This is a genomic window from Kluyvera cryocrescens NBRC 102467 (genome assembly GCF_001571285.1).
Lineage (GTDB): Bacteria > Pseudomonadota > Gammaproteobacteria > Enterobacterales > Enterobacteriaceae > Kluyvera > Kluyvera cryocrescens.
Genome location: NZ_BCTM01000009.1, coordinates 169,592 through 195,840, shown reverse-complemented (window position 1 = coordinate 195,840; position 26,249 = coordinate 169,592). Strand labels below are relative to the sequence as shown.

The 26,249-nt window shown below is 53.5% G+C and carries 22 protein-coding genes; 10 read left to right on the top strand and 12 right to left on the bottom strand.

The window, feature by feature from the left end; all coding sequences use genetic code 11:
• Positions 1 to 97 precede the first annotated feature (97 nt).
• From KCR01S_RS07890 to KCR01S_RS07880, 3 genes are all read right to left on the bottom strand, one after another.
• Positions 98 to 397 (bottom strand): DUF1889 family protein, encoded by a 300-nt coding sequence (locus KCR01S_RS07890; protein ID WP_061281854.1) that lies wholly within the window; start codon positions 395 to 397, stop codon positions 98 to 100.
• A gap of 199 nt (positions 398 to 596) precedes the next feature.
• On the bottom strand, positions 597 to 2,150 hold the full coding sequence (locus KCR01S_RS07885; protein ID WP_061281852.1) for a peptide MFS transporter: 1,554 nt from the start codon (positions 2,148 to 2,150) through the stop codon (positions 597 to 599).
• Positions 2,151 to 2,618: 468 nt separating this feature from the next.
• The gene (locus KCR01S_RS07880; protein WP_061281850.1) at positions 2,619 to 3,383 is read right to left on the bottom strand and encodes a siderophore-interacting protein; all 765 of its coding nucleotides are present in this window, start codon (positions 3,381 to 3,383) and stop codon (positions 2,619 to 2,621) included.
• A gap of 236 nt (positions 3,384 to 3,619) precedes the next feature.
• Between KCR01S_RS07880 and KCR01S_RS07875 the strand changes: the two genes are divergently transcribed.
• The gene (locus KCR01S_RS07875; RefSeq protein ID WP_061281848.1) at positions 3,620 to 4,189 is read left to right on the top strand and encodes a PadR family transcriptional regulator; all 570 of its coding nucleotides are present in this window, start codon (positions 3,620 to 3,622) and stop codon (positions 4,187 to 4,189) included.
• On the opposite strand, the gene KCR01S_RS07870 is transcribed toward KCR01S_RS07875, so the two are convergent.
• Complete coding sequence (locus tag KCR01S_RS07870) at positions 4,186 to 5,706, bottom strand: methyl-accepting chemotaxis protein (protein WP_061281846.1); 1,521 nt, start codon at positions 5,704 to 5,706, stop codon at positions 4,186 to 4,188. The genes KCR01S_RS07875 and KCR01S_RS07870 overlap by 4 nt on opposite strands.
• Positions 5,707 to 6,061: 355 nt before the next feature.
• Between KCR01S_RS07870 and ygjG the strand changes: the two genes are divergently transcribed.
• Positions 6,062 to 7,453 (top strand): putrescine aminotransferase, encoded by a 1,392-nt coding sequence (gene ygjG / locus KCR01S_RS07865; RefSeq protein ID WP_061281844.1) that lies wholly within the window; start codon positions 6,062 to 6,064, stop codon positions 7,451 to 7,453.
• 36 nt (positions 7,454 to 7,489) lie between these two features.
• Here the strand turns inward: ygjG and KCR01S_RS07860 are convergent, their stop codons facing one another.
• From KCR01S_RS07860 to KCR01S_RS07835, 6 genes are read right to left on the bottom strand one after another with little or no spacing between them, the layout of a single operon-like run.
• On the bottom strand, positions 7,490 to 8,410 hold the full coding sequence (locus tag KCR01S_RS07860; RefSeq protein WP_061281842.1) for a DUF1861 family protein: 921 nt from the start codon (positions 8,408 to 8,410) through the stop codon (positions 7,490 to 7,492).
• Positions 8,410 to 9,468, bottom strand: coding sequence for a glycoside hydrolase family 130 protein (locus KCR01S_RS07855; protein ID WP_061281839.1), 1,059 nt, complete (start codon positions 9,466 to 9,468; stop codon positions 8,410 to 8,412). The genes KCR01S_RS07860 and KCR01S_RS07855 overlap by 1 nt, the downstream gene beginning before the upstream one ends.
• Positions 9,449 to 11,035: an alpha-glucosidase gene (locus tag KCR01S_RS07850; protein ID WP_061281837.1), complete on the bottom strand. Its 1,587-nt coding sequence runs from the start codon at positions 11,033 to 11,035 to the stop codon at positions 9,449 to 9,451. Before KCR01S_RS07850 ends, KCR01S_RS07855 begins: the two co-directional genes overlap by 20 nt.
• 11 nt (positions 11,036 to 11,046) lie before the next feature.
• Positions 11,047 to 11,874 (bottom strand): carbohydrate ABC transporter permease, encoded by an 828-nt coding sequence (locus KCR01S_RS07845; protein WP_061281835.1) that lies wholly within the window; start codon positions 11,872 to 11,874, stop codon positions 11,047 to 11,049.
• On the bottom strand, positions 11,875 to 12,741 hold the full coding sequence (locus KCR01S_RS07840; RefSeq protein WP_061281833.1) for a carbohydrate ABC transporter permease: 867 nt from the start codon (positions 12,739 to 12,741) through the stop codon (positions 11,875 to 11,877).
• A gap of 9 nt (positions 12,742 to 12,750) precedes the next feature.
• Positions 12,751 to 14,040 (bottom strand): ABC transporter substrate-binding protein, encoded by a 1,290-nt coding sequence (locus KCR01S_RS07835; protein ID WP_061281830.1) that lies wholly within the window; start codon positions 14,038 to 14,040, stop codon positions 12,751 to 12,753.
• 445 nt (positions 14,041 to 14,485) lie between these two features.
• Between KCR01S_RS07835 and KCR01S_RS07830 the strand changes: the two genes are divergently transcribed.
• The 4 genes from KCR01S_RS07830 to KCR01S_RS07815 all read left to right on the top strand — a co-directional run bounded on the left by KCR01S_RS07830 (position 14,486) and on the right by KCR01S_RS07815 (position 19,936).
• Positions 14,486 to 15,295: a substrate-binding domain-containing protein gene (locus KCR01S_RS07830; protein ID WP_244886204.1), complete on the top strand. Its 810-nt coding sequence runs from the start codon at positions 14,486 to 14,488 to the stop codon at positions 15,293 to 15,295.
• Between the two features lie 29 nt (positions 15,296 to 15,324).
• The gene (locus KCR01S_RS07825) at positions 15,325 to 16,701 is read left to right on the top strand and encodes a phosphohexomutase domain-containing protein (protein ID WP_061281825.1); all 1,377 of its coding nucleotides are present in this window, start codon (positions 15,325 to 15,327) and stop codon (positions 16,699 to 16,701) included.
• Positions 16,698 to 17,780, top strand: a complete 1,083-nt coding sequence (locus KCR01S_RS07820; protein WP_061281823.1) for an ABC transporter ATP-binding protein — start codon at positions 16,698 to 16,700, stop codon at positions 17,778 to 17,780. Before KCR01S_RS07825 ends, KCR01S_RS07820 begins: the two co-directional genes overlap by 4 nt.
• Before the next feature lie 137 nt (positions 17,781 to 17,917).
• Positions 17,918 to 19,936 carry an NADPH-dependent 2,4-dienoyl-CoA reductase gene (locus KCR01S_RS07815; protein WP_061281821.1) on the top strand — a complete coding sequence of 673 codons (2,019 nt, stop codon included), beginning with the start codon at positions 17,918 to 17,920 and terminating at the stop codon, positions 19,934 to 19,936.
• 48 nt (positions 19,937 to 19,984) lie between these two features.
• On the opposite strand, the gene rlmG is transcribed toward KCR01S_RS07815, so the two are convergent.
• Positions 19,985 to 21,121, bottom strand: a complete 1,137-nt coding sequence (gene rlmG, locus KCR01S_RS07810) for a 23S rRNA (guanine(1835)-N(2))-methyltransferase RlmG (RefSeq protein ID WP_061281819.1) — start codon at positions 21,119 to 21,121, stop codon at positions 19,985 to 19,987.
• Between the two features lie 198 nt (positions 21,122 to 21,319).
• Between rlmG and KCR01S_RS07805 the strand changes: the two genes are divergently transcribed.
• The 4 genes from KCR01S_RS07805 to sstT all read left to right on the top strand — a co-directional run bounded on the left by KCR01S_RS07805 (position 21,320) and on the right by sstT (position 25,614).
• A complete protein-coding gene (locus tag KCR01S_RS07805; RefSeq protein WP_061281816.1) occupies positions 21,320 to 21,820 on the top strand; it encodes a YgjP-like metallopeptidase domain-containing protein in 501 nt (166 codons plus the stop codon).
• Between the two features lie 72 nt (positions 21,821 to 21,892).
• Positions 21,893 to 22,879: a Gfo/Idh/MocA family protein gene (locus KCR01S_RS07800; RefSeq protein WP_061281815.1), complete on the top strand. Its 987-nt coding sequence runs from the start codon at positions 21,893 to 21,895 to the stop codon at positions 22,877 to 22,879.
• Between the two features lie 271 nt (positions 22,880 to 23,150).
• Positions 23,151 to 24,119: a TerC family protein gene (locus KCR01S_RS07795; RefSeq protein WP_061281813.1), complete on the top strand. Its 969-nt coding sequence runs from the start codon at positions 23,151 to 23,153 to the stop codon at positions 24,117 to 24,119.
• A gap of 247 nt (positions 24,120 to 24,366) precedes the next feature.
• Entirely contained in the window at positions 24,367 to 25,614 is a 1,248-nt protein-coding gene (gene sstT / locus KCR01S_RS07790) for a serine/threonine transporter SstT (protein ID WP_061281811.1), read from the top strand.
• Positions 25,615 to 25,633: 19 nt separating this feature from the next.
• On the opposite strand, the gene KCR01S_RS07785 is transcribed toward sstT, so the two are convergent.
• Complete coding sequence (locus KCR01S_RS07785) at positions 25,634 to 26,185, bottom strand: YgjV family protein (RefSeq protein WP_052283718.1); 552 nt, start codon at positions 26,183 to 26,185, stop codon at positions 25,634 to 25,636.
• Between the last annotated feature and the right edge of the window lie 64 nt (positions 26,186 to 26,249).

Sequence of the window (26,249 nt, the reverse complement as noted above, 5' to 3'; positions counted from 1 at the left end):
GATACAGCAAGGGCTGACGAGAAATCGTCAGCCCTTTTTGCTTGAATCGGATGATAACGGGCGCTCCCACGAGGCGGGTGAGAGCGACGTTGCAGGATTACACCAGCGCGCTCAGTTCCTCGCGCATGTAGTCAGAGAAGAATTCAGGGTGTTTAATCACGATGCGCTCGCCGGATTCAACGCGCTCGGCCCAGTTGGCGACTTTATCCGTAAACCCGGCATTCCAGCCGTCATGCTGGCCACGTTCGGTCACTGCCGCAGAGCTCACCGGCGTACCTAACTCTTTCAAATAGTTTAAAATTCCCTTCGCTGTACTCTCATCCATGGACTGTGGTACTGGCTCAGACGTGTTCATACCACCAATGAAATCCAATGCTTTATCAATGACTGCTGGCATATGCTTGTCCTTAAATTAACCACGTAGTAAACAAGTTATACTATGGACTGAAACCGGCGGTCATTACAAAGAAACAGCTCACGTTATTGCACTTTTTCGTGAGCTAAAACCGATTTTTACCTCACTTTTCATCATGGTGACGCCATTCAGCATAAAAAAAGCCAGCGCATAAGCGCTGGCTTTTGTCATTTCAAAGCGATTACGCGTTGGTGACGGAATTCTGCTCCGTGCTGGATTTGCTGTTTTCCAGCATCCGGCGTACCGGCACAATCAGCACGCACAGAACGGCGGCGCAAATCAGCAGCGCGATAGAGCAACGGGCGAACAGGTCAGGCAGCATATCCAGTTGGTCGGCCTTCACGTGACCGCCAATCAGGCCTGCGGCCAGGTTACCCAGCGCACTGGCGCAGAACCACAGCCCCATCATCTGGCCGCGCATTCTTTCCGGTGCCAGCAGCGTCATGGTTGCCAGACCAATCGGGCTTAGGCATAGCTCACCAAGCGTCAGCATCAGGATACTGCCCACCAGCCACATTGGCGATACGCCAGCCCCACCGTTGCTCAGCACATTCTGAGCCGCCAGCATCATCAGACCAAAGCCCGCCGCGGCGCAAAGAATACCGATAACAAACTTGGTGATACTGCCAGGACGCACGTTTTTACGCGCCAGCGCAGGCCATGCCCAGCTAAATACCGGAGCCAGCAGGATAATAAACAGGGCGTTGATTGACTGGAACCATACCGCAGGGATCTCGAAATCACCGATCATACGGTTGGTATAATCGTTAGCGAACAGGTTAAAGGAGGTCGGTTTCTGCTCAAATGCGGACCAGAAGAACGCGGCGGAGACCAACAGGATGAAGCACACCAGCAGACGCGCGCGCTCTTTGCGGCTCAGGCCGGCAAAGGCAAACAGATAGACAAAGTACAGCGCTACCGATGCCGCAATCACGTACACCAGCACGCTCGCCACCGCCACCGGGTTAATCACAATGATACCCTGTGCGATCAGCGTAATAATCACCGCCACGCCGACGGCCAGCGCCACCAGCCATGCGCCGACACCGCGCTTTTTAGCGACAGGGTTGTTCCAGGTTGAATCCAACCCAACTTCGCTGTCGTAGCGTTTCATCGCCGGTACGGCAAAGATGCGGAAGATAACCAGCGCCACCAGCATGCCGATCCCACCGATACCGAAGCCCCAGTGCCAACCGTGAGATTTAATCAGCCAGCCGGAAATCAGCGGGGCGATAAACGATCCCATGTTGATCCCCATATAAAACAGGGAGAAGCCGCCATCGCGGCGCGCATCGCCCTTCTTATACAGCGTCCCAACCATTACCGAGATACAGGTTTTAAACAACCCGGAACCCAGCACGATAAACATCAGACCGATGAAGAACAGGTTGTCACCCATAAAGGCAGACAGTGCGATAGCCAGGTGGCCCAGCGCAATCAGAATCGAGCCGTACCAGACGGCCTTTTGCTGGCCGAGCCAGTTATCCGCCAACCAGCCGCCCGGCAGAGCAGCCAAATACATTGTTCCGGCAAAAATCCCGACAATTGCCGAGGCATTTTCACGCGCCAGTCCCATGCCGCCGTCATATACGGTCGCCGCCATAAACAGGATCAGTAATGGACGGATACCGTAAAACGAGAATCGCTCCCACATTTCGGTAAAGAATAGCGACCCCAGCGGATAAGGGTGACCGAAAAAGGTTCGGCTTTCGTTTTTATTAACAGAGGAATGCATAGTTTCTCCAGAGAAGGTGCGCCGCAACGCGTGTAAGTTGTGTAAGCGGACTAGCCATTTTTTAATTTTGTCGATGTTTTACATCTAACGCGGTATTTTTTAACCATCCGATAACCATCTTATGGTCATGTCTAGCCCGTGACCCCATACTTTTAGACGAAAAGTCGATAAACATCTACTTTTACAGATTTTTTATTGGCATCAGCAAAAAGATAATTGACATCATTACCAGACTTAATAAGTGGTTAATTATTAATATAAAACAATAATATATTCTATTTTCAAACACAATAAACGCCCCAAAACAGGCCGAAAGATAGGAGTATAAAAAGTGTGGAAAATACGGCTCTCGTTTGGCTTATGAGGGTAAGCGGCGATAAATGACGCCGAATGGAAGTGCGCGCAGTGATTCAGGTATGGAGAGAAAGTGAGCAGGTGAAGCAGGCGCCAAAAGCGCCTGCTGATGGCTTATTTTGCGTGCCAGTACGCACTTGAACGAATCAATTGTGGATCCATCGCTTCGGTAACGAAACCGTCGGTCAATCCTTTCACCACTTTCCCCTCGCCCGTCAGCCAAATAAAGTAGTCTGACTCAGGTACCGTTAGCTGCGCCAGACGCGCGGTAACCGCGTTAGCATCGTAGCGGGTAAACCATTCGATATTACACTCGTCAAACCCGGCCAGATAGGCTTTATCCGCTTCATCACGCACCATCACCAGTGCAGTGACCTGGGGGAATTGTGGCAGCTCGCGTAATGCCTCCAGGCGACGGCGCAGCGCGGGCATCCCGGTTTCATCGCAGACATACAGTTGCCAGGCGTAATCCTCTGGCACCACCAACGAACCGCGCGGGCCACCGATCAGTAGCGTGTCGCCCGCTTTAGCCTCAATTGCCCACTGGCTGGCAACACCACCGTCATGGATAAAAAAGTCATAGGCCAACTCATGACGCTGCGCATTATACAGCGGCGTATAGTCGCGGGCCTGTGGGCGAACACCATCGGCCCAAACGATACCTTCGTCACCGACGGTTGGCGGCGTCAATGTTGTCCCCACCTGTGGGAAAAACAGTTTCGTATGGTCATCAAAACCGCGTGAGCTAAAACCTTCAAGCGCTTCGCCGCCCAGCACTATGCGCTGAAAGGCCTCGCCCACGCGCTCAACGCGTAATACGGTCAGTTCACGAAAACGAAGCTCATTGCGTACGCGCTGTGGGTATTTGTTCTCTTTCATTTGGCGTTTCTCTCAAAAATAGATATATCTAAAAACTTTGCAAATGATAATGATTGCCAATTGAAAAGAATGCAAGCACTTTTTATGATATAAAAACCATGTCATATCAGTAATGATTAAATAAAAAATAAGTCATTTAATATCAAACAACTGGAACAAAATCACTTTTAGATATTGCTAAAGATATAGAATTAGATATAAGTTAGATATATCTTAACAACACAAAGGAACACCGTATGAGACCTTTCCCTGGTGCAGAACATCGCGGCCGTGGCCATCGTGGCGAGCATGCCGATTGTGAACATCGCGGCGGACGTAGTGAAGGCCACGGCGGCGGTCGCCGACAGCGCTTCTTTGGGCACGGCGAGCTCCGCCTCGTGATCCTCAACATCCTCAAGCAAAGCGCTAGTCACGGCTATGAACTGATTAAAGCGATTGAAGGCCTGACCCAAGGCCACTACAGCCCAAGCCCGGGCGTCATCTATCCCACGCTGGATCTGTTACAGGATCAGGGGTTAATCACCGTCCAGGAAGAAGATGGCGGACGCAAGAAAATTGAAATTACCGCTGACGGAAGTCAGCTTCTGGAAGAAAGCCATGAACACCTGGAACAAATCCAGACCCGGCTGAAGGCAAGAATGGTGGGGCACGAGCTGCGTAAAAACCCGCAGATGAAGCGCGCGCTCGACAATTTCAAGGCGGTACTGGATCTGAAAGTCAATCAAGGCGATATCAGCGACGCGCAGCTTAAACAGATTATTGGTCTCATTGACCGCGCGGCGCTGGATATCTCGCAGCTGGATTAATGCAGCACGGTAACCGCATCCTGCAGGCGGCTCGCGCGGCGTTTCACCATCGCCGACACGCTCGCGCTCTCCGCCACCAACCCGGCATTTTGCTGGGTGATCTCATCAAGTTTAGCGACGGCACGCGTCAAATCTGACAGTCCCGTCGCCTGTTCTGAGGTTGACTGGCTAATCTGTGCAATCAGCTGAGTGACGTTTTGTACCTGGGAGACAATGTCATCCATCGTGCGCCCCGCAGCGTGAACCTGCTCAGAGCCCGACTGCACTTTACTGGCGCTAGCCTCAATCAGTTGGCGGATCTCATTCGCCGCCGTCGCACTGCGGCTCGCCAGATGTCGTACCTCACCGGCCACCACTGCAAAGCCTCTGCCCTGCTCACCGGCACGAGCAGCCTCAACGGCGGCATTCAGCGCCAGAATATTAGTCTGGAAAGCAATGTCGTTAATCAGGGTCGTGATCGAGCCGATGCGCTGCGTGCTATCGGCAATATCCTCCATGGTTTTCACCACCCGATGCATCGCCTGCCCGCCCTGAGTTGCCGCTCCGCTCGCGGCCAGAGAGAGCTTATCGGCCTGTGCCGCGGTATGGGAATTATTCTGCACCGAGGCCGCCATTTGATTCATGGTGGTGACTGTTTGCTGCACATTTTCTACCGTTTCCTGCGTCCGCTGATTCAGCGAATCGTTACCGCGTGCCAGCACATCGCTGCCATCGCTGACGCTGTTCACCTGGCTTGAAACATCATTAATCAACCAGCGACACATCAATCCAAGCTGGCCAACCGAGCGCAGTATCAACCCCAATTCATCGCTGCGATCCAGTTGTTCAACGCTGTTACGCTCCCCCGTCGCCACGCACAGCGCTTGTCGCGTAACATTCTCAATCGGCCGAACAATCTGCCACTCAAACACCCGTGTCGTCAGCAGCAGCAAAAGCGCCGACGCCAGTACCGCGGCAAATGGCGCATTCAGTGCGAATAGCGACCCGGCCAGCAGCAGATACAGCCCGAGCATAACGCTTCTGACCCGCCAGCGCAGCGGCATCGCCGAGAGCTTACCCCACCAGCGCTTACTGATAACGCGACCTTTATGCAGACGTTTATTGCTACGGTTTTCCCGCAGCGCCTGATACAGCGGCTCAACGGCCTCCACTTCCTGCGGGCTGGCCTTGGTACGAATGGACATATAGCCGATTGTTTTACCATTACGCACCTGGGGAATGGCGTTCGCGCGCACCCAGTAATGGCCGCCGCTTTTCGGGCGATTTTTCACAATGCCGGTCCACGGCTCGCCTTGCTGCAGCGTATGCCACATATCGGCAAACGCTGCTTTCGGCATATCGGCATGGCGCACCAGGTTATGCGGTTGGCCGTGCATCTCTTCGCGGCTATAACCGCTTATCTTCACAAAGGCATCATTAACGTGGGTAATGTAGCTGTTGAGGTCGGTGGTCGACATGAGGGTGATGTGATCGTCCAGCACAGTTTCATGCTGGTTTTGGTCGGACAGGGTAGACATACGAACATCCTTTTCAGGTGCGGAAAGAAAATGTATTACAATTGTTATATCGGAGGTTATTTAATTAACCTTAATTGTTAATTTTGCGTTAGATCGCAAAATCGACAAAAGCCCTACTTTTTACAAGGCGCGCAACCCTGGCGCAAAACGCGCACCGCGCTAGCGCACGCTGCACATCGATGACGCAATCCATCCCCCGCCTTTTCGCGCCTCCCGCCCCGCTGGACGATTAAATATTGTACAGAGGTGATTTTCCCTGGCATTTATCCCGATTTTCATCGCAACCGCTGAAGTGGCGTAATCCCTGCAATACTTAACTCAGTATCATGTGATACGTGAGCCCCGGGAGCACATTTTGAACAGGTTACCTTCCAGCGCATCGGCTCTGGCCTGCAGCGCACACGCACTGAATCTCATTGAGAAGACAACGCTCTCACATGAGGAGATGAAAGCTCTTAACCAGGAGGTCAGGGAATACTTTAAAGAACATGTGAATCCGGGGTTTTTAGAGTACCGAAAATCTGTAACAGCCGGTGGGGATTACGGAGCCGTAGAGTGGCAAGCGGGAGGGTTAAATACGCTTGTCGACACCCAGGGCCAGGAGTTTCTGGATTGTCTGGGCGGTTTTGGTATTTTCAACGTGGGGCACCGTAATCCAGTGGTGGTTTCCGCCGTACAGAATCAACTCGCAAAACAGCCGCTTCACAGTCAGGAACTGCTCGATCCTCTGCGCGCCATGCTCGCCAAAACGCTGGCAGCACTGGCACCGGGTAAACTGAAGTACAGCTTCTTTAGCAATAGCGGCACCGAATCGGTGGAGGCGGCGTTAAAACTGGCCAAAGCTTATCAATCGCCACGCGGCAAATTTACCTTTATCGCCACCAGCGGGGCCTTCCACGGCAAATCGCTTGGGGCGCTGTCCGCCACGGCAAAATCGACCTTCCGTAAGCCGTTCATGCCACTGCTGCCGGGATTCCGCCATGTGCCATTCGGTAATATCGATGCCCTGCGCACCATGCTCAGCGAATGCCATAAAACCGGTGATGACGTCGCAGCGGTGATCCTTGAACCTATCCAGGGTGAAGGTGGCGTCATTCTGCCGCCTCTGGGCTATCTCCCCGCGGTTCGTAAACTGTGCGATGAGTTCGGCGCGTTGCTGATCTTTGACGAAGTGCAAACTGGGATGGGACGAACCGGCAAAATGTTCGCCTGCGAACATGAGAACGTCCAGCCGGATATCCTGTGTCTGGCGAAGGCACTTGGCGGCGGCGTAATGCCTATCGGCGCCACTATCGCCACGGAAGAGGTGTTCTCAGTGCTGTTCGACAATCCATTCCTGCACACCACGACCTTTGGCGGTAACCCACTAGCCTGTGCCGCCGCGTTGGCGACCATCAACGTACTGTTGACCGAAAATCTCCCCGCTCAGGCTGAGCAGAAAGGCGATATTCTGTTGGATGGCTTCCGCAGCATGGCGCGTGAATACCCGGATTTGGTGCGCGAAGCGCGCGGTAAAGGGATGCTGATGGCGATTGAGTTTGTCGATAACGAAATCGGCTATAACTTTGCCAGCGAAATGTTCCGCCAGCGCGTGCTGGTTGCCGGGACGCTCAACAATGCCAAGACCATTCGCGTTGAACCCCCGTTGACCCTGACGATGGAACAGTGCGACCAGGTGCTGAAAGCGGCGCGTAACGCGCTGGCAGCTCTGCGGGTCAGTCAACATCAGGTAGCTACCGAGCAGTAAATTCACGCCCCCTACCACTTCGGTAGGGGGGCGTTTTTATTGCCACCTATCGCCAAATGGCGATGGGATATCCAGCCACTGAACTTCGCAATCGCTGGTGCCGCAAAACAGACGCCTCCCCCCCTGCTCCGTTTCCAGTAATCCGGCTGGGAACACGACGTCCCGTAGATCCTCACGCTTGCATTCCCCAGGCAGAAAATCCTCCCGACAGGCAATGATTTCCATCGCCGATGAGGTACCGCGGTGATAATCAAAGATAAAGCGAGCGGCGTAATAATGCCGATTTCCCATCTCATCAAATCGGGCAACGTGCGCCAGTACTTCAACATCCCCTTCGGAACGGCAATAGGCTGAATTGACCCCGCACCAATATTGCTCATCAAGATGAGGAATCAGCCTGGCACGGGAAATCGTCGACGCATTCAGTTCATTCAAACTGGAGATGATGACCCAGCCTATCGTCCCCCGCCCTCCAACCTCCCCTTGTGGACGGGTAAAGACCAGAATACGACCATCCGGCAGCGATACCAGGCGGATATCTTTCATTCCCCAAGGACCGGTTGCCAGAAGACGTAATGTGCTCACCGTATGACCAATGTAAAACCGGGTACGCCAGCGCAGAGGAACCCCATCAGGTGCATACTCCACCTCAACGCCACCAAACAGCAGCCGCCCGTCAATTTCCGCCACAAAAGGATCCTGCAGAATGAACTCGGGCAGATCGGGCTGCAAAGTGGCATGGTGGCCGCCATCCCAGGCAAAAAAAAGCACCCGAGAGCGTTCGCTATCGCGCATCTCGACGCGCGCGGCCAAATACCAGCGTCCAGCCACGTGAAAAGGTGCCGTCGGGTTATAGACATCAAAGCCGTCCACACCGTGGAAAATCATTTTTCCACCGCTACGCGGCCGAGCCTGGAGGCGATAGCGGCGATAAAGTTCGCTCACGTCTTCGCGCATTATGCCAGCCCTAAGTGCTTCCACAGCGCATCCATCGGGAGCGTGGCTAGCGCGGTACATTCATCCGCCGCGCCGTACCAAACGTGCAGCATCTCATTACGTACCAGCGCCCCGCAGGTAAAGACCACGTTACCGAAAAAGCCTTCCCGTTCATAAGCTGCGGTAGGCTCCAACAGCGGCACCGGAGATTTCGCCAGAATTTTCATCGGGTCATGCAGATCCAGCAGCAGTGCTCCCAGGCAATAGCGCTGATCCGCATCGACGCCGTGATAAATCTCGAGCCAGCCGCGATCCGTTTTAATCAACGGCGCACCACCGCCCGATTTTCGCGAATCCCATGCATCCCCTGAGCGCCCAAGCAAATGGCGATGGTTTCCCCAGTGCAGCATATCGGGAGACTCGCAGATCCAGATTTCCGGGTGGCCAAAGTGGCATGGTGCTGGGCGCGTTAACGCCATATAGCGCCCGGCGACTTTTTCCGGGAAAAAACAGACATCACGGTTATCCGGACAGAGGATTAAGCCGTGCTTTTCAACGTGCAGAAAGTCACGGGTTGTCGCCAGTGCCGTGGTGATCCCCAGCGATGACACCGCCGAATAGTTGATATACCAAAGATCGCCAATGTGCGTGATACGAGCATCTTCACAACCAAACTCTTCATAGCGGCTATCTGCGACGATAAAAGGCTTGTCATCAATCGTGTAATGCACGCCATCCCGGCTGCGCGCAAGGCGCAAATGGGACATCGAGGTCAACCATACCTGTGCTGGATCGCTCTTTAAGACGATGGTTCGCGGATCGCTAAAATCATAGCGTTGGTCGCCTCTGTCAAAGGTCTTCGTCGTCTGCTGCCAACCGTCTGCATGCGATTCAAGCAGCGGCACAACTATCTTCTGCGGATCGTGATTGATCACGCTCTCGGCAACGCGCAGTAGCAGGATAATTTCGCCGTGATATTCGCTAACGCCTGTATTAAAGACGCATTCAACTTTGCGTCCCGCAAGAGAAGGCAGCACATCTTTTGGGGTAATCAGCGGGTTATTGCTGTGTCTGTTCATGAACTTTCCTTTTCATCAGAATTTGATTTTTTTCTAGCCATTGAGTGTCCAGCCCGTACAGCACATCCGCGGCAATGTTCCACCAGGGATTGAGCACCGGCACACCAAAATTGATCGCCACCCAAATCCGTTCATTCGAGGTGGCTCGAGTAAACCACACGCACTCCTGAGTGAGGATAAGCGGGGTGCCGTCTCCGGCGTACAGCGCTTCCGTTGTTGCCCGCAGCGCAATGAGCGTCTGATAATCCCGCCACAGTGAACCTGCTGTTTGCTGTTGGCGTGCGGCATTAATCTGGGGAAAGTCGGCGCTGACGGGCATCCACGGAGCCACGGAGGAAAAACCGGCGAACGATGCGTCGCTCCACAGCATCGGAGCGCGAGAGCCATCGCGCGAGTGTTGAATCGCCTTAGCCAGCGCGTCATCGGCACTGAATCCTTGTTGTAGCGCCGTTTGATAATGCGTTTTTCCCTGAATATCGAAGATCTGTTCCACCGTTTCGGGGAGGTAATTGGTGATTCCTAGCTCTTCGCCCTGAAAGATAAACGGCACGCCGCGCACGGTGAGCTGGAGTGCCAGCACGGCTCGCGCACGCTCGGTGTCGCGTGGCCCCTCGCCAAAGCGGCTAATCATGCGTGGCATATCATGGCTGGAGAAAAAAAGCGTGGGAGGGCCTGACTGCTGCGATTGAGTGGCGTTAATCTCTGCACCCAACCTCGCGATATCAAAGGTTTTTTGGCTACCTATATTGAAATTAAACACGACGTCCATCAGATCAAGGCTTTGGTAGCGCGCCAAAATATCCAGCTCATCGCTGCCAATTTCGGCAATCAGAAAGGTGTCATCGTGTTGCCTTACGTGGCGGCATAAACGCTGTAATGTGTCGATAATTGCAGGCTGGTTAATGTCAAACAGATGCCGCTGTTCGCCGTTTTCTTCTGGGTTATCGGGGCCAATACCGTTGGTCGTCAAAAAGTTGATCACATCAAAACGAAAACCATCCACGCCCCGTGCTTTCCAAAAATCGATAACCCGAAAGATCTCCTGTTCAACCTGTGGGTTTTGCCAGTTTAAATCGACCTGCTGGGGTGCAAATTTATGGTAGTAATACTGGCCGGTGTCCGGCTCCACACACCACGCGCTACCGGAAAAAAATGACTGCCAGTTGTTAGGCTGCTGGCTAAACAGAAAATAGTCCCGATAGCGGCTGGCTGGATTATTCCATGCATCTTGAAACCAGGGATGCTGTGACGATACGTGGTTGACGACCAGATCGATAATCACCCGAATACCGCAGGCATGACAGCGTTCGACCACCGCACAAAAATCGAGTAGCGTGCCAAAACGCGGATCAACGTCGCAGTAGTCGCTGATGTCGTAACCGTTATCAACCAACGGCGACGGATAAAATGGCGTGATCCAGATGGCGTCCACACCCAACGCTTTCAGGTAGTCCACTTTCGTCAAAAGCCCGGGAAAATCCCCCAGACCATCGCCATTACCGTCGCAAAAAGACGGGAGATAAATTTGATAGCAGGTACTGGCCTGCCACCAGGGTTGCTTGTTCACCGGCACATTCCTTATTTCAGTGAGAGCGACATGCCTTGCAGGAAATATTTGCGGAACAGAATAAACAGCACCACCACGGGCAGCATTTGCACCACCGCGCCGGCCATCACCGGCCCCAGATAAACGCCGTAAGATTTACTGAAGGTTGCCAGCAGCACCGAGAACGGCATCTTGTCGACATCACGCATGACGATCAGCGGCCAGAGGAAGTTGTCCCATGAACTGGAAAAGGTAAACAGCGCGACAATCGCCAGAATGGATTTATTCAGCGGCATCATCACATGACGCAATATCCCCCACAGAGTGGCGTGATCGAGACGCGCGGCGTACAGGTAATCATTCGGCGTCCCTTTAAAGCTCTGGGACACCATAAAAATGCCCCATGCGCTCATGGCATAGGGCAGGATCATCGCACTGTAACCGTTAATCAGCCCCAGTTCCCGCATCAGTACAAACTGTGGAATGATGAACATAAAGACCGGGAATACCATCTGCACAATGAGCAAATTGCGAAACGCGTTTTTACCGCGAAACTCCGTCTTCGCCAGTGCGTATCCCACCAGCATCGAGGTCACGGTCACGCTGGCCGTGATCGTGACCGAAACAAACAGTGAATTGCACAGCGTGCGCAGAAAGGGTTTATCCGCACGCTGGCTGTTATCAAATAGAAAAGCGTAGTTTCCCAGCGTTAAATGCCCGGAGAATAGGCTGGTGGTGTAGATCTCCGCCGTGGGTTTCAATGAAGAGATCACCATCCAGACAAACGGATAGAGCCAGCTTAGCGCCAGTAAAAACATCACCGTATGAATTAACAGGCTCAGGGGCGTGAGTTTTTTCATTCACACAATCTCGATATTTTTTTCAAACAGTTTGCGGAAGAGCCATATAGCCAGGAAGCTACATCCAGCAACAATGATTGACATTGCAGCGGCCCAGGTCGGTTTCATATTTTGAAAAGCCGCTTCATACATCACGACCATCGGGCTGGTCGTGCTGTTGAGTGGCCCACCGCCGGTAATTAAGTAAGGCTCGGTGAAAATGCTGAATGCCACAGTAATTGCCAGCACCATAACCATCACGATTTGTGGGTTCATCATAGGCAACGTAATTGCCCAGCCCTGCTTAAACCGCCCGGTTTTATCCAACACCGCCGCGCTATAGATGTCTTGTGGAATAGACTGCATTCCAGAGTAAAGAATCAGACCGTAATAACCGACGAACTTCCAGGTAACAATCAACGCGATGGATAACATGGCGCAATCCGGATTTGTAAACCAGGGGACGGAAACACCCAGAAAATCGCCTAAAAATTGATTTACCGGCCCATATTCACTAAATAGCTTGGCAAACACTATCGAATAGGCCACGCCCGAAGAGATATTTGCCAGTAAAAAACTCAGCGCAATAAAACCCTTCCCATATTTAATTCTTTTCAACCCCGCGGCAAACAATAGCGAAGAAATAAAAACAATGGGCAAATACCACATCAGAAAGCGACAGATATTCCACATTGACGTCCAGAAGAGCTGGTCATTAATCACGCCAACCATATTTTGCAGCCCCGTAAAACGAGGCATACCGATAAATTGCCAATGGGTAACGCTCAGCACCAACAGCCAGGCTAACGGGTAAAACCAGAACAGTAGTGAATAGCCCATCCATACGGAGGCCAACAGGCCTCCGGTACGGGAATCATATCCGGCCATTTATCCCCCTTACCTGGCCAATAGCGCGTTGATTTCTTGCTGGGATTGCGCCAGCGCTTTGTTCGGTTCATCGTGGTTAAATATCACCCGTTCAAGCATCTGCGTCATACTGCGCTGGATCTCCGTGGTTTGCGTGGTCGCTACCGGTGGCAGCGCCACATCAACGTAAGAGGCAATATCTTTCTCAAGTGGGTTGTGGGCGAAGTACTGGGTAAACAGAGGATTGGTCATCAGGTCGGCACGGGCTGGCGGCATCCCCGTTAACTCTAGCCAACTGCGGTCATGCTCCGCATGGCCAAAAACCCACTGGATAAACGCCCACGACTCGGCCTTGTGTTTGCTGGAGCTGAACATCACCATACCTTTGCTATCGCCGAAAGTATGCGGATGACCCGTGCCGCTTTCCGTTAACATAGGGCCAATCTGGATGGTTTTCAGCACGTCAGGATACTGCTTACGATAGCGAGCGAGATCCCATGGGCCGCGCGCAGAAGCCAGAACCTGCCCGGTTGCCAGCGGATCATCAGCAGCGGTGAAGTCGTAGCTGCTCCACTTTTTTGCAAACACGTTGCCCATAAACGTCAGGACCGCATGGCCCGCGGGGTTGTTGAAGTCAGATTTGTTATCCGCAATATAGGTTTTGCCACCGCTCTGCGCGTAATACAGTGGGATAAAGTCAAACCAGCGCTCCCACCAGTTTTTACCGGCGGTTAGCTGCATCACATAGCCATTATTGTCCGCCGCCCGGCGTGCAGCCAGTTGGTACAGATCGTCATAGCGGGTTGGGACATGGTCGAAGCCATATTTTTTCAACAAATCACCCCGCCACCACCAAACGATAGGATTGATATAAATGGGCAGGACGTTTTGCTGACCTTTGAGCTTCCAGGCGGGCAGAATCGCGGTCATTTGGCGAGCTTCCACCAGTTCATTGAACCCAGGCATTTTAGATAAATCTTCTATCTGCCCGACATCAACAAGCTGGCTGGCAAAACCAATAAATATATTGCTGGAAATATCCGGTTCAGTTCCTGAAGCCAGCGCATTCATAATGGCTTCTTCCGAACTATTCGCCGCAGGAATAGTGGTAAATTCAACGGGCGTATGCGTGGCGTCTTTATTCCACTCCGTGACCATTTTATTCCAGAAAGCTTCTTCATTTTCATTCGGTGCAACCCACATTTTAATCGGGGTTTTTGCGCCATCCTGCACCTCTTGTTTATCATCCGGACCACAGCCGGCTAAACAGAGACTAAGTAATATTGACGTCGTCAATTTAGCAACCGTTGAATATTTCAAAATTAACCTCCCTGGCACTGAATTACGATTATTGGATTACCACAACCCTGCTTTTAATGTGGCGTAAACTAGCACCCCTTATTTATGTTTATCGTTAAACAAATCACAAAATCATTTTTGTTTAACGATAAACTCAGCGACCATTAACGCAATAAAAAACCTAATAAATATAATCACAGCAAATATAAAATAAGAAAACACAATGCCTGATAAATATAAAGACGCCAGAAAGGGTAGGATCACCATTAAATCATTAGCTAAAGAAATGAATATTTCTCATACCACGGTATCTAATGCCTGGAATAATCCAGATAAACTTTCAGTGGATTTACGCGACCGTATATTAACGTATGCTGAATCATTAGGATTCCGGGGACCGGATAAACTTGCCCGCGCACTGCGAACCGGCAAGTCAGATGCTATCGGTGTCATATTCAACGATTCAATGAGCTATGTGTTTATCGATTCGCATGACATTAAACTCATGCGTGGGATTGCGATACGCTGTGAACAACAAAATATCAATCTGGTACTGATCCCGCTGCAAAAAGGAAATGCGTGTCAAACGGCCTCCCTCACTACGCTGGTGGACGGTTATATCCTGAATGCCACCTATAACAACGCCGCGGTCATTCAACAAACGCTCGCTCGTCACCTTCCTATCGTGACGCTCGACTTCCAGCTACCGCAGTACAGCAGCGTGTCTATTGATAACACCTGCGCAATGCGCGATATCGCCACATACCTGATTCAAAAAGGGCACCGCCACTTTGGCATCATCGCCTTCTCTTCACGCCCGGGCGTGCAGGGATTACGACATCTTGAACGCCCAATTACCGGCGACAACGCGTTGATGCTGACCCGCGTAAACGCCTGTCGGGAAGTCTTTCATGAACAGGCTATCCCGCTGAACGATAGCTGGCTGTGCGAAACCCAGCACGATGAACACCATGGCGAGCTTGCCGCAGAAGCCTTGCTGACGACACACCCCCAAATTACTGCATTGACCTGCTTGTCAGACCGTTTTGCGGTTGGTGCCGTGAATTATTGCCAGCGAAATAACCTGCCTATTCCTCAGCGCGTCGCGATCACCGGGTTCGACAACATGACGCCAGAGGTGAATGGCATTGGACTGACGACGATTGCCCAGGATGCAGAACGAAAAGGTGAAATCGCCGTGGAATTACTCCTGAGAAATGGGCCGATAACCCACTATGCGCTGGAATATCAGCTCATCGTAAGGGAAACGGCCTGAGAACATATCGCTTAACAGAAGAGTGGATTATGGATGAACTGACCTGTTTTAAAGCTTATGACATTCGCGGTGTAGTCGGCAGCGAACTCACGCCGGAGATCGCCTTTCGGATTGGCCGAGCCTACGCCGCCTGGCTAAGACCTCGACGTATCGTCATCGGAGCTGATATTCGCCTGAGCTCAGAAGCACTAAAGGCCGCACTCGCCGAAGGGCTCATGGCCAGCGGCGTTGATGTGGTGGATATCGGTCTATCGGGAACGGAAGAAATTTACTTTGCGACCCGCGAGCTGCGTACGGACGGCGGTATCCAGATTACTGCCAGCCACAACCCTGCGCAGTACAACGGCATGAAGTTGGTACGTGAAGACGCCCGCCCGATTAGCAACGATAGCGGACTGCTAGAGATCAAAGCCCTGGCGGAAAACAATGATTTCTCCCCCGCCGTTCATCGGGGCGTTCTCACCGCTTACGACAACCGACCGGCCTGGATCCAATGCCTGCTGCGTTTTTTCAGGCTCCGCCTCATTCGCCCACTGCGGATTGTGGTCAACTCCGGGCACGGTACGGCGGGCCCAGCGCTCGATGCGCTAGCGCTGGCACTCAATCATACCGGAGTGCCGGTTGAGTTCATCCGCCTGTATCATCAGCCAGATGGGCGCTTCCCTGCGGGTGTCCCCAACCCCATGCTCGCCGAAAATCGGCTGGCCACCCAACAGGCGGTTCTTGAACATCACGCCGATTTTGGCATCGCCTGGGATGGTGATTTTGATCGCTGCTTTTTCTTTGACGAGCGCGGCATGTTTATCGAAAGCTATTACCTGGTGGGGCTGTTTGCCCGGAACTTTTTACAGCAGTCGCCCGGCAGCTGCGTGATCCTCGATCCCCGTTTAGTCTGGAATACTCTCGAAATCATCGCACGCCACGGCGGAGAGCCGGTCATCAGCAAAACCGGGCACGCCTTTATCAAAGCCCGGATGCGGCAGGAAGATGCCATTTACGGCGGCGAAATGAGCGGGCACCACTATTTCCGCGACTTTGGCTACTGCGACAGCGGGATGATCCCCCTGATCCTGATGCTACAAATCATTGGCTGTAGCCATCAGCCATTGTCTGGCTTTATTGCCGATGCGCAGGCGCGTTTTCCGGTATCAGGCGAGATTAACCGGACAGTCAACGATCCCGCCGCGGTCCTGAAAAGCATTACCGCACACTATCAGCCTCAAACACCACGGTATGACGACTGCGATGGGGTGAGCCTGGAATTTGCCAACTGGCGCTTTAATTTGCGCACGTCTAACACCGAACCGCTGCTACGTCTGAACGTTGAAACTCGTGGTGACGCGAAGCTACTGGCGACAAAAACCGATGAACTGCTGGCATTGATTGCCGCCAGGAGAGCAATGTGACCGCCCTTTATCTGAGCAATATCCATAAAAAATATGATAAAACCACCATCATTGAGAATTTGTCACTGACGATCGCCTCGGGGGAATTTATCGTTCTGGTTGGCCCTTCCGGCTGCGGAAAGTCGACCCTACTACGCATGATTGCCGGGCTGGAGATGCCTGATAGCGGCACACTCATGATGGGGGAGAAAGACGTCACCCATTTGGCGGCAGGGAAACGCAGCCTCTCAATGATCTTTCAATCCTACGCGCTCTATCCCCATATGACAGTGCGCGAGAATCTCGCCTTCGGTTTACGCAACATTCGAACGCCTGCGGACGAAATCACGCGGCGCATTGATCATGCGGCCACGATGCTGAAACTGGAGGAAATGCTCGATAGGCTGCCGCAGAATCTCTCCGGCGGTCAGCGGCAGCGCGTGGCCATCGGGCGTTCAATTGTCCAGAAACCCGAGCTGTTCCTGTTCGATGAACCGCTATCCAATCTCGATGCCGCGCTGCGGGTGGAGATGCGCCAGGAGATCCAGCAGTTACATAGCACGCTGAAAAACACCATGATATACGTCACTCACGATCAGGTCGAAGCCATGACCCTTGCCGATCGTATTGTGGTGCTTTACAAAGGCAAAATAGAACAGGTCGGTACACCGCTTGAGCTCTATAACGCGCCGGCTAACCTATTTGTCGCCGAGTTTATCGGCACGCCGAAAATCAATATCCTGCCCGCCGTGTGGCGTAAAGGCACTTTGCATATCACTGATGACATCATCTTCCCGCTCTCTCGAAAGCCCGCTGGCGTCCGGGAAGGAGACAAAATGTTCGTCGCTATTCGTCCGGAGCATATGCAATATCAGCAGCCGGGGGATTTTAGCCTCACCGGACGCACCCGCCTGTGTGAACTTCAGGGCGACTCTACGCTGGTCTGGCTGGATATCGATGGACACTCCGTTTGCCTGAAATCATTCCAGCAGTTGAGTTTCCCATCCAGGCAGTCGCTGACCCTGACCGTGCAGGAAGCCCACCTTCATCTGTTTGATGCGCTCGGTAAGCGGGTCGTCCTTTCCCCCACCTCGCTGTGAGAGCGGCCCCCGGTAACGGGGGCGTTCTTTGAATCCCATCACAATCATCGCATTCCCCTTTTCCCTTTTTCCCGCCGACGGCTAAATTAGTAACTCATCCGACCACATAACAATAATTTCACATACTGGACATTCTTATGAGCTATCCGTCGCTGTTCGCCCCGCTCGATCTGGGTTTTACCCAGCTTAAAAACCGTGTGCTGATGGGTTCAATGCATACCGGGCTTGAGGAATATCCCGACGGCGCGGAGCGGCTGGCGGCTTTCTACGCCGAGCGTGCGCGTCACGGCGTGGCGCTGATTGTTAGCGGCGGAATTGCCCCTGATGCCACCGGCGTCGGGATGGCGGGCGGTGCGATGCTTAACGACGCAAGCCAGGTCCCCCATCACCGTATCATTACCGATGCAGTGCATCAGGAAGGCGGCAAGATTGCTCTGCAAATCCTACACACCGGTCGCTACAGCTATCAGCCAAAGCTGGTTGCCCCTTCAGCCTTACAGGCGCCTATCAACCGCTTCACGCCGCACGCGCTGTCGCATGATGAGATCCTCGGCCTGATCGATGACTTTGCTCACTGCGCTCAGCTGGCGCGTGAAGCTGGCTACGATGGTGTGGAGGTGATGGGCTCAGAAGGGTATTTGATTAACGAATTTCTAGCCGCACGCACCAATCAGCGTGACGATGAGTGGGGCGGAGAATATGCCAACCGCATGCGTTTTGCCGTGGAGGTAGTGCGCGCGGTGCGTCAGCGGGTGGGAAAAGATTTTATTATCGTCTACCGCCTGTCGATGCTCGATCTGGTGGATAACGGCGGCACCTTTGATGAAACCGTCCTGCTGGCGAAAGCCATTGAGGCCGCCGGTGCGACGATCATCAATACCGGGATCGGTTGGCATGAAGCGCGGATCCCCACCATTGCCACGCCAGTACCGCGCGGCGCATTTAGCTGGGTGACGCGCAAGCTGAAAGGCCACGTGACGATCCCGCTGGTGACCACCAACCGTATCAACGATCCGCAGGTGGCGGATGACATTCTGTCGCGCGGCGATGCCGATATGGTGTCGATGGCGCGCCCCTTCCTGGCCGATGCCGAACTGCTGTCAAAAGCGCAGTCCGGCCGCGCCGACGAGATCAACACCTGTATCGGCTGTAACCAGGCCTGTCTGGACCAGATCTTTGTCGGCAAAGTAACCTCTTGCCTGGTGAACCCACGCGCCTGTCACGAAACGAAAATGCCGATCGTACCGGCCACGAAGAGCAAAAATCTGGCGGTCGTCGGGGCGGGCCCTGCGGGTCTGGCATTTGCCATCAACGCCGCCTCGCGCGGCCATCAGGTAACGCTGTTTGACGCCAACGCCGAGATCGGCGGTCAGTTCAATATCGCCAAACAGATCCCGGGCAAAGAAGAATTCTATGAAACGCTGCGCTACTACCGCCGGATGATCGAGATAACCGGCGTGACGCTGAAGCTCAATCAGCGGGTTAGCGCCGACGATCTTCTGCACTTTGATGAGACCATTCTCGCCACCGGGATCACTCCGCGCACGCCGCCGATCGACGGTATCGACCACCCAAAAGTGCTGACCTACCTGGATGTGCTGCGTGATAAAGCCCCGGTAGGCCAACGCGTAGCGATTATCGGCTGCGGCGGTATCGGCTTTGATACCGCCATGTATCTCAGCCAGCCCGGCAGCCCGACCAGCCAGAATATTGCCGAGTTCTGCGTCGAATGGGGGATCGATACCAGCCTGCAACAGGCTGGCGGCCTGCGCCCGGAAGGGCCACATCTAGCACGTAGCCCACGGCAAATCGTGATGTTGCAACGTAAGGCCAGTAAACCTGGCGAAGGGCTGGGCAAAACTACCGGCTGGATCCACCGCACTACCCTGCTTTCGCGTGGGGTAAAAATGATCCCAGGCGTGAGCTACCAAAAAATTGATGACGTGGGGCTACACGTGGAGATTAACGGCGAAGCGCAAACGCTGCCGGTGGATAATGTGATTATCTGCGCCGGTCAGGAGCCTAACCGATTGCTGGCAGAGCCGCTGCAGGCGGCGGGTAAAACAGTGCATCTGATCGGCGGTAGCGACGTGGCTGGAGAACTGGACGCCCGACGCGCTATCGCGCAGGGCACCCGACTGGCGCTGGAAATATAACGCTTGCGACTTTATCCGGCCCAATTTTCATCAGGCCGGATAAAGCGATTAACGGCGACGGCCGAGTTTCACCGCTTTCAGCACCACAAATTTATTGTTGGTAGCAATGGTTTCGCAGTTGCCAAAAATCTTCTTCAGCTTGTGGAAATAGTCAAGGTGACGGTTGGCGACGATGTACAGCTCACCGTTGATTTTCAGGCAGCGGCGCGCATGGTGGAACATCTCCCACGCAATGTTATCGGTCAGCGCGTGTTTCTGGTGGAACGGCGGGTTGCACAGCACCGCGTTAAAGCGGAACGGCTCCACGCCGGAGAGCGCGTTGTTGATCATAAACTCGCAGCGATCCAGCGCTTCCGGCAGGTTGCTTTCCACGTTCAAACGGCTGGAGGCAACGGCCATTGGGGATTCGTCAACAAACACCACGTTCGCCTGCGGATTCTTCTCCAGCAGCGTCATGCCAATAACGCCATTGCCGCAGCCCAGATCGACAATCTCACCTTCCAGGTTATCCGGCAGATGCTGCATAAAGAAGCGTGCGCCAATATCCAGCCCGGTGCGGGAGAAAACGTTCGCGTGGTTGTGGATAGTCCAGTCGGTGCCTTCCAGCTTCCAGCTCAGCGTCAACGAAGCATCGGCTAATTCTGGCTTGCTGAAGGTACAGTTAATCAGACGCGCTTTTTTCCACGCCAGCGTGGTGGTGGTTGGGCCGAGCACTTTTTCAAACAGCTCAAGCGTCGAAGTGTGGATATCGCGAGCTTTTGCGCCGGCGATAATACGCGTTTGCGGGGTGACCACTTCGCGCAGTGCGCGCAGCTGTTGTTCCAGCAGCGCCATGGTTTTCGGGATCTTAATCAGCACCACGCCCGGCGCCTGCGGATATTCGGCGGTGCTGTCGAGGAATTTGACGCTGGATTCGGCAATGTCGTTGTGACGCAGGTTTTCACGCGTCGCCAGCTCGCTCAAGTAGGAATCACCGATGCTGTATGGGGTATGCTCCGCCAGCGCACAGCCCAGCGCGCCGAAGGTATCATTCAGGATTATCACTGGGCCGCTAATCTCGGTATCGTCCAACTGTTGCAGCAGATATTCATCCGCCGCTTCCCACGCCAGCAGCGGGTTAACGTCATCCGTTTCCGGGAAACGTTTTAGTGTCAGCGAACGGAAACCGTTGTCTATGTGGCTCATCGGCCCTCCTGAATGGTAAAATTACGGCGTTATCCCTGAAAAGGGTGCGTGAGTATACACTTTTTATACACAAAATCATTCAAGTTGCATGAAAGCGGCAAGGGAATGACTCCCCGGGGCCAACTTCACTCAATGGCTGAGAAGTGCGCGCTCAGGCCGATTGAATGACATTGTGTCCATGATTTGCGTGGAGCATTGATGAAGCCACTAACCTATCTCCAGGGCTACCCAGAGCATTTACTGACTCAGGTACGCACGTTAATTAGCGAACGGCGTCTCGGGGCGGTGTTGGAGAAGCGCTATCCCGGTACCCATGATTTCGCCACCGATAAAGCGCTCTGGCAGTATACCCAGGATCTCAAAAGCCAGTTCCTGCGCAACGCGCCGCCGATCAATAAAGTCATGTACGACAATAAGATCCACGTGCTGAAAAACGCGCTTGGGCTGCACACGGCGGTATCACGCGTGCAGGGCGGGAAACTCAAAGCTAAAGCAGAAATCCGCGTTGCTACCGTCTTTCGCAACGCACCAGAAGCGTTTCTAAAAATGATCGTGGTCCATGAGCTCGCCCACCTGAAAGAGAAGGAACACGATAAAGCGTTCTATCAGCTGTGCTGTTATATGGAGCCGCAGTATCACCAGCTGGAGTTTGATACCCGTCTGTGGCTGACGCACCTTTCGTTAAAGGAAACTGCGTAGTCGGGCACTGGCATTGTCATAAAGGCGTGATACATTGACGAAAGATTCCCTTTATGGAGCCAGAAGGCGTTTATGATACGTTTCGCTGTGATTGGAACAAACTGGATCACCCGCCAGTTTGTCGATGCCGCTCATGAGACCGGCAAGTACAAATTAGCCGCCGTCTATTCCCGTAGCCTCGAGCAGGCGCAAAGCTTCGCTAACGATTATCCCGTCGAGCATCTGTTTACCTCGCTTGAAGCGATGGCGCAAAGCGATGACGTCGATGCAGTGTATATTGCCAGTCCAAACTCGCTGCACTTCCCACAAACTGAGCTGTTCCTGCGGCATAAAAAGCACGTGATCTGTGAGAAACCACTCGCCTCTAATCTGCGTGAAGTGGAGCAGGCGATTGCCGTCGCTCGCGAAAACCAGGTGGTCCTGTTCGAAGCGTTTAAAACGGCCAGCCTGCCCAATTTCCAGCTCCTGCAGCAAACGCTGCCGAAGCTCGGTCAGCTCCGTAAAGCGTTTATCAACTACTGCCAGTACTCTTCTCGCTACCAGCGTTATCTCGACGGCGAAAACCCGAACACCTTTAACCCAGCCTTCTCCAACGGCTCGATTATGGATATCGGTTTTTACTGCCTGGCCTCAGCGGTTGCGCTTTGGGGCGAGCCAAAACAAGTTCAGGCTTCCGCCAGCCTGCTGGACAGCGGCGTCGACGCCCACGGCGTCGTTGTGATGGACTACGGTGATTTCAGCGTCACGCTGCAGCACTCCAAAGTGAGCGACTCGACTTTGCCAAGCGAAATTCAGGGCGAAGCCGGGGCGCTGGTTATCGCGAAAATCTCCGAATGCCAGAAGCTCTCTTTCGTCCCGCGCGGCAGCAAAGCGCAAGATCTCAGCCAGCCTCAGCACATCAATACTATGCTGTATGAAGCCGAAGAATTTGCGCGCCTGGTCGAAAACAACGAAGTGAATCACCCTGGGCTCGAAGTCAGCCGCATTACCGCCAAAGTTCAGACCGAAATCCGTCGCCAGACCGGCGTCGTTTTCCCGGCTGATGCGCAGGCTTCGTAAAACAACGTAAAAGAGATATTGCGGGTCATTGACGAAATCAATGGCCTGTCATATTTTGTTACGTGCAAAGGGGAGTAACTTCCTGGTCGGTGGATCGTCATTACGATACGTGTAAAACGTATCCGGTCGCCGGGCAACGAAAAAGGAATACGAACGCGTATTCCTTTCTTGTTGTAAGTGAGACCTTGCCGGAAGGCGAGGTCTATGCATAAAAAGCAACGGCTATCGTCTTCTGACGTTAGCCGTTTTTTTATGCGTAAGGAAAATAGTTATGAATACAGTCGGTACACCGTTGCTGTGGGGCGGATTCGCGGTTGTGGTGGTTATCATGCTCGCCATCGACCTGTTTTTGCAGGGCCGCCGCGGCGCTCATACGATGTCGATGAAACAGGCTGCCAGTTGGTCGTTGGTCTGGGTCACCCTCTCTTTGCTTTTTAACGCCGCGTTCTGGTGGTACCTGGTTCAAACCCAGGGGCGTGCGGTGGCCGACCCACAGGCGCTGGCCTTCCTCACCGGCTATCTGATTGAAAAATCGCTGGCAGTCGACAACGTCTTCGTCTGGCTGATGCTATTTAGCTACTTCTCCGTGCCTGCCGCGCTGCAGCGTCGGGTGCTGGTTTACGGCGTATTGGGTGCGATCGTACTGCGTACTATCATGATCTTCGCAGGCAGTTGGCTCATCTCCCAGTTCGAATGGCTGCTGTATCTTTTCGGCGCGTTCCTGCTGTTCACGGGTATTAAGATGGCGCTGGCGAAAGAAGATGAAGGCGGTATCGGCGACAAGCCGCTGGTACGCTGGCTGCGTAGCCATCTGCGCATGACGGACAAAATCGAGAACGAGCATTTCTTTACCCGCAAAAACGGCGTGCTGTTTGCCACCCCGCTGCTGCTGGTGCTGATTCTGGTTGAGTTAAGCGATGTGATCTTCGCGGTCGATAGCATTCCGGCGATCTTCGCGGTCACCACCGATCCGTTTATCGTGCTGACCTCTAACCTGTTCGCGATCCTCGGTCTGCGTGCGATGTACTTCCTGCTGGCAGGCGTTGCCGAGCGCTTCTCAATGCTGAAGTACGGTCTGTCGGTGATCCTGGTGTTTATCGGTATCAAGATGCTGATCGTCGATTTCTACCACATCCCGATCTCTATCTCGCTGGGCGTGGTTGGCGGCATCCTGGTGCTTACGCTGCTGATTAATGCGTGGGTGAACCACCGTAACGATGCCAAAAAACAGGTAATGTAACTCCCCTCTCCGGACGAGCCGCGTGTGGCTCGTCCGAACCCCCACTCACGTTCATCTTTACGCCGCAAAAATGTAAATATTTAGTTAAGAAATATGACGCGAGACGTAAATTCCAGCATTTTGTCCTTCCCCAAGCGTAGACTTTCCTTATACTCGATCGAGCAAACACTTTTTTACATCCAGACATAAACGTAACAAATAATACGTCGCTGGAAAGACACAACTCATCATCCTAAGGAATGCAATGATGACACAACAACACGCATCATCCGGCTTTATACGTTTTCTGACTCGGGGCAGTCTGGTCAAACAGATCCTGATTGGGCTTATCCTCGGCATTGCGCTGGCATTGGTTTCCAAACCTGCCGCGGAAGCTACCGGCCTGCTTGGTACGCTGTTCGTCGGCGCGCTGAAAGCCGTCGCTCCCGTCCTGGTGTTAACACTGGTAATGGCCTCCATTGCCAACCACCAGCAAGGACAGAAGACCAACATCCGCCCTATTTTATGGCTTTATCTCTTCGGCACCTTTGCCGCTGCGTTGACCGCCGTGGTGGTCAGTTTCATCTTCCCTTCCACGTTGCAGCTGACAACAGGGGCAACGGACATCACGCCACCAACCGGCATCGTGGAGGTTATGCATGGCCTCTTGATGAGCATCGTGGCGAACCCTATTCACGCGCTGATTAACGCCAACTACATCGGCATTCTGGTGTGGGCGGTTGGATTGGGCTTTGCCCTGCGCCACAGCAACGACACCACCAAAAACCTGGTCAACGATCTTTCCAATGCTGTGACCTTTATCGTGAAAGTGGTCATCCGTTTCGCCCCTATCGGTATCTTCGGTCTGGTCTCTTCTACGCTTGCCACCACCGGCTTCTCAGCACTGTGGGGCTATGCGCAAATTCTGCTGGTACTGATTGGCTGTATGGCGGTTGTCGCGCTGGTGATAAACCCGCTGCTGGTGTTTATGCAGATTCGTCGTAACCCGTATCCGCTGGTCTTCCTGTGCCTGCGCGAAAGCGGCGTGACCGCTTTCTTCACCCGCAGCTCGGCGGCCAACATCCCGGTCAACATGTCGCTGTGTGAAAAGCTGAATCTGGATCGTGATACCTACTCGGTATCCATTCCACTAGGGGCAACGGTCAACATGGCAGGGGCGGCGATTACCATCACCGTGCTGACGCTGGCAGCCGTGCATACGCTGGGTATTGCGGTCGATCTGCCAACGGCTCTGCTGTTAAGTGTGGTGGCATCGCTGTGCGCCTGCGGCGCATCAGGCGTGGCGGGCGGTTCATTACTGCTGATCCCGCTGGCCTGTAACATGTTTGGTATTCCGAATGAGATTGCGATGCAGGTGGTTGCCGTCGGCTTTATTATCGGCGTGCTGCAGGACTCTTGCGAAACCGCGATCAACTCCTCCACCGACGTGATGTTCACGGCCGCCGTATGCCAGGCAGAAGACGCACGTCTGGCCAAGGATGCGCTGCGTAGCTAAGCCTTGAACCCCTTCGCCATCAGGCGGAGGGGTTTTCACTCTGTACTTTCTTTTCGACCTTAAACGGGTCAATCCCTTTCCGCTGCATGCGCCAGAAGCGAATAATGTTCAGGCCGTTCATCACGAGGAAGCTGCCTTCAATGAGCGTGCCGCCAATCGACCCCAGCCAGAAGTTATGAATGACCCAGCAAGCGGTCGAGCACCACATCACGCAGCGTACCGTTAGCCCTTTGCAACGAAACAGCGCCCAGGTACTGGCCACCGTGCCGATGACCGGCAGAATTTCCATCGCATGCTGCAGTTTGCCGATACCGATAATGAGCGTCAGCGCGATAAACAAGAACATCACCCACAAACGTCGGGTGTAGACCGAAATCACCGTACGAATCACGTTAAGTTCAGCGCTCGCCCCGGCGGGAATGGCCCCCATCAGGAAGAAGTGCAGGCCGATAACGCCGCTGTAAATGGCCAGTTGAAACTTGAAACGACGCTCGTCGCGGTTGATAAAGGTCGTGATACCGATCAGAAAAGCGATGATACCTACGCCCTGGGCGAGCCAATACGCAGTCATGAAGAGTCCCTGAAAAACAATGCCATAAAAAAACGGCGCTTCAGAATTTGAAACGCCGTTTTAT

Coding starts and splice junctions, on each gene's coding strand:
- KCR01S_RS07860 (WP_061281842.1), bottom strand. CDS start 8,410: ATGCGCGAAGACGTGAGCGAACTTTATCGCCGCTATCGCCTCCAGGCT.
- KCR01S_RS07840 (WP_061281833.1), bottom strand. CDS start 12,741: ATGGCCGGATATGATTCCCGTACCGGAGGCCTGTTGGCCTCCGTATGG.
- KCR01S_RS07800 (WP_061281815.1), top strand. CDS start 21,893: ATGATACGTTTCGCTGTGATTGGAACAAACTGGATCACCCGCCAGTTT.
- rlmG (WP_061281819.1), bottom strand. CDS start 21,121: ATGAGCCACATAGACAACGGTTTCCGTTCGCTGACACTAAAACGTTTC.
- KCR01S_RS07845 (WP_061281835.1), bottom strand. CDS start 11,874: ATGAAAAAACTCACGCCCCTGAGCCTGTTAATTCATACGGTGATGTTT.
- KCR01S_RS07805 (WP_061281816.1), top strand. CDS start 21,320: ATGAAGCCACTAACCTATCTCCAGGGCTACCCAGAGCATTTACTGACT.
- KCR01S_RS07795 (WP_061281813.1), top strand. CDS start 23,151: ATGAATACAGTCGGTACACCGTTGCTGTGGGGCGGATTCGCGGTTGTG.
- KCR01S_RS07875 (WP_061281848.1), top strand. CDS start 3,620: ATGAGACCTTTCCCTGGTGCAGAACATCGCGGCCGTGGCCATCGTGGC.
- KCR01S_RS07890 (WP_061281854.1), bottom strand. CDS start 397: ATGCCAGCAGTCATTGATAAAGCATTGGATTTCATTGGTGGTATGAAC.
- KCR01S_RS07880 (WP_061281850.1), bottom strand. CDS start 3,383: ATGAAAGAGAACAAATACCCACAGCGCGTACGCAATGAGCTTCGTTTT.
- KCR01S_RS07785 (WP_052283718.1), bottom strand. CDS start 26,185: ATGACTGCGTATTGGCTCGCCCAGGGCGTAGGTATCATCGCTTTTCTG.
- KCR01S_RS07870 (WP_061281846.1), bottom strand. CDS start 5,706: ATGTCTACCCTGTCCGACCAAAACCAGCATGAAACTGTGCTGGACGAT.
- sstT (WP_061281811.1), top strand. CDS start 24,367: ATGACACAACAACACGCATCATCCGGCTTTATACGTTTTCTGACTCGG.
- KCR01S_RS07855 (WP_061281839.1), bottom strand. CDS start 9,468: ATGAACAGACACAGCAATAACCCGCTGATTACCCCAAAAGATGTGCTG.
- KCR01S_RS07825 (WP_061281825.1), top strand. CDS start 15,325: ATGGATGAACTGACCTGTTTTAAAGCTTATGACATTCGCGGTGTAGTC.
- KCR01S_RS07815 (WP_061281821.1), top strand. CDS start 17,918: ATGAGCTATCCGTCGCTGTTCGCCCCGCTCGATCTGGGTTTTACCCAG.
- KCR01S_RS07830 (WP_244886204.1), top strand. CDS start 14,486: ATGAGCTATGTGTTTATCGATTCGCATGACATTAAACTCATGCGTGGG.
- KCR01S_RS07885 (WP_061281852.1), bottom strand. CDS start 2,150: ATGCATTCCTCTGTTAATAAAAACGAAAGCCGAACCTTTTTCGGTCAC.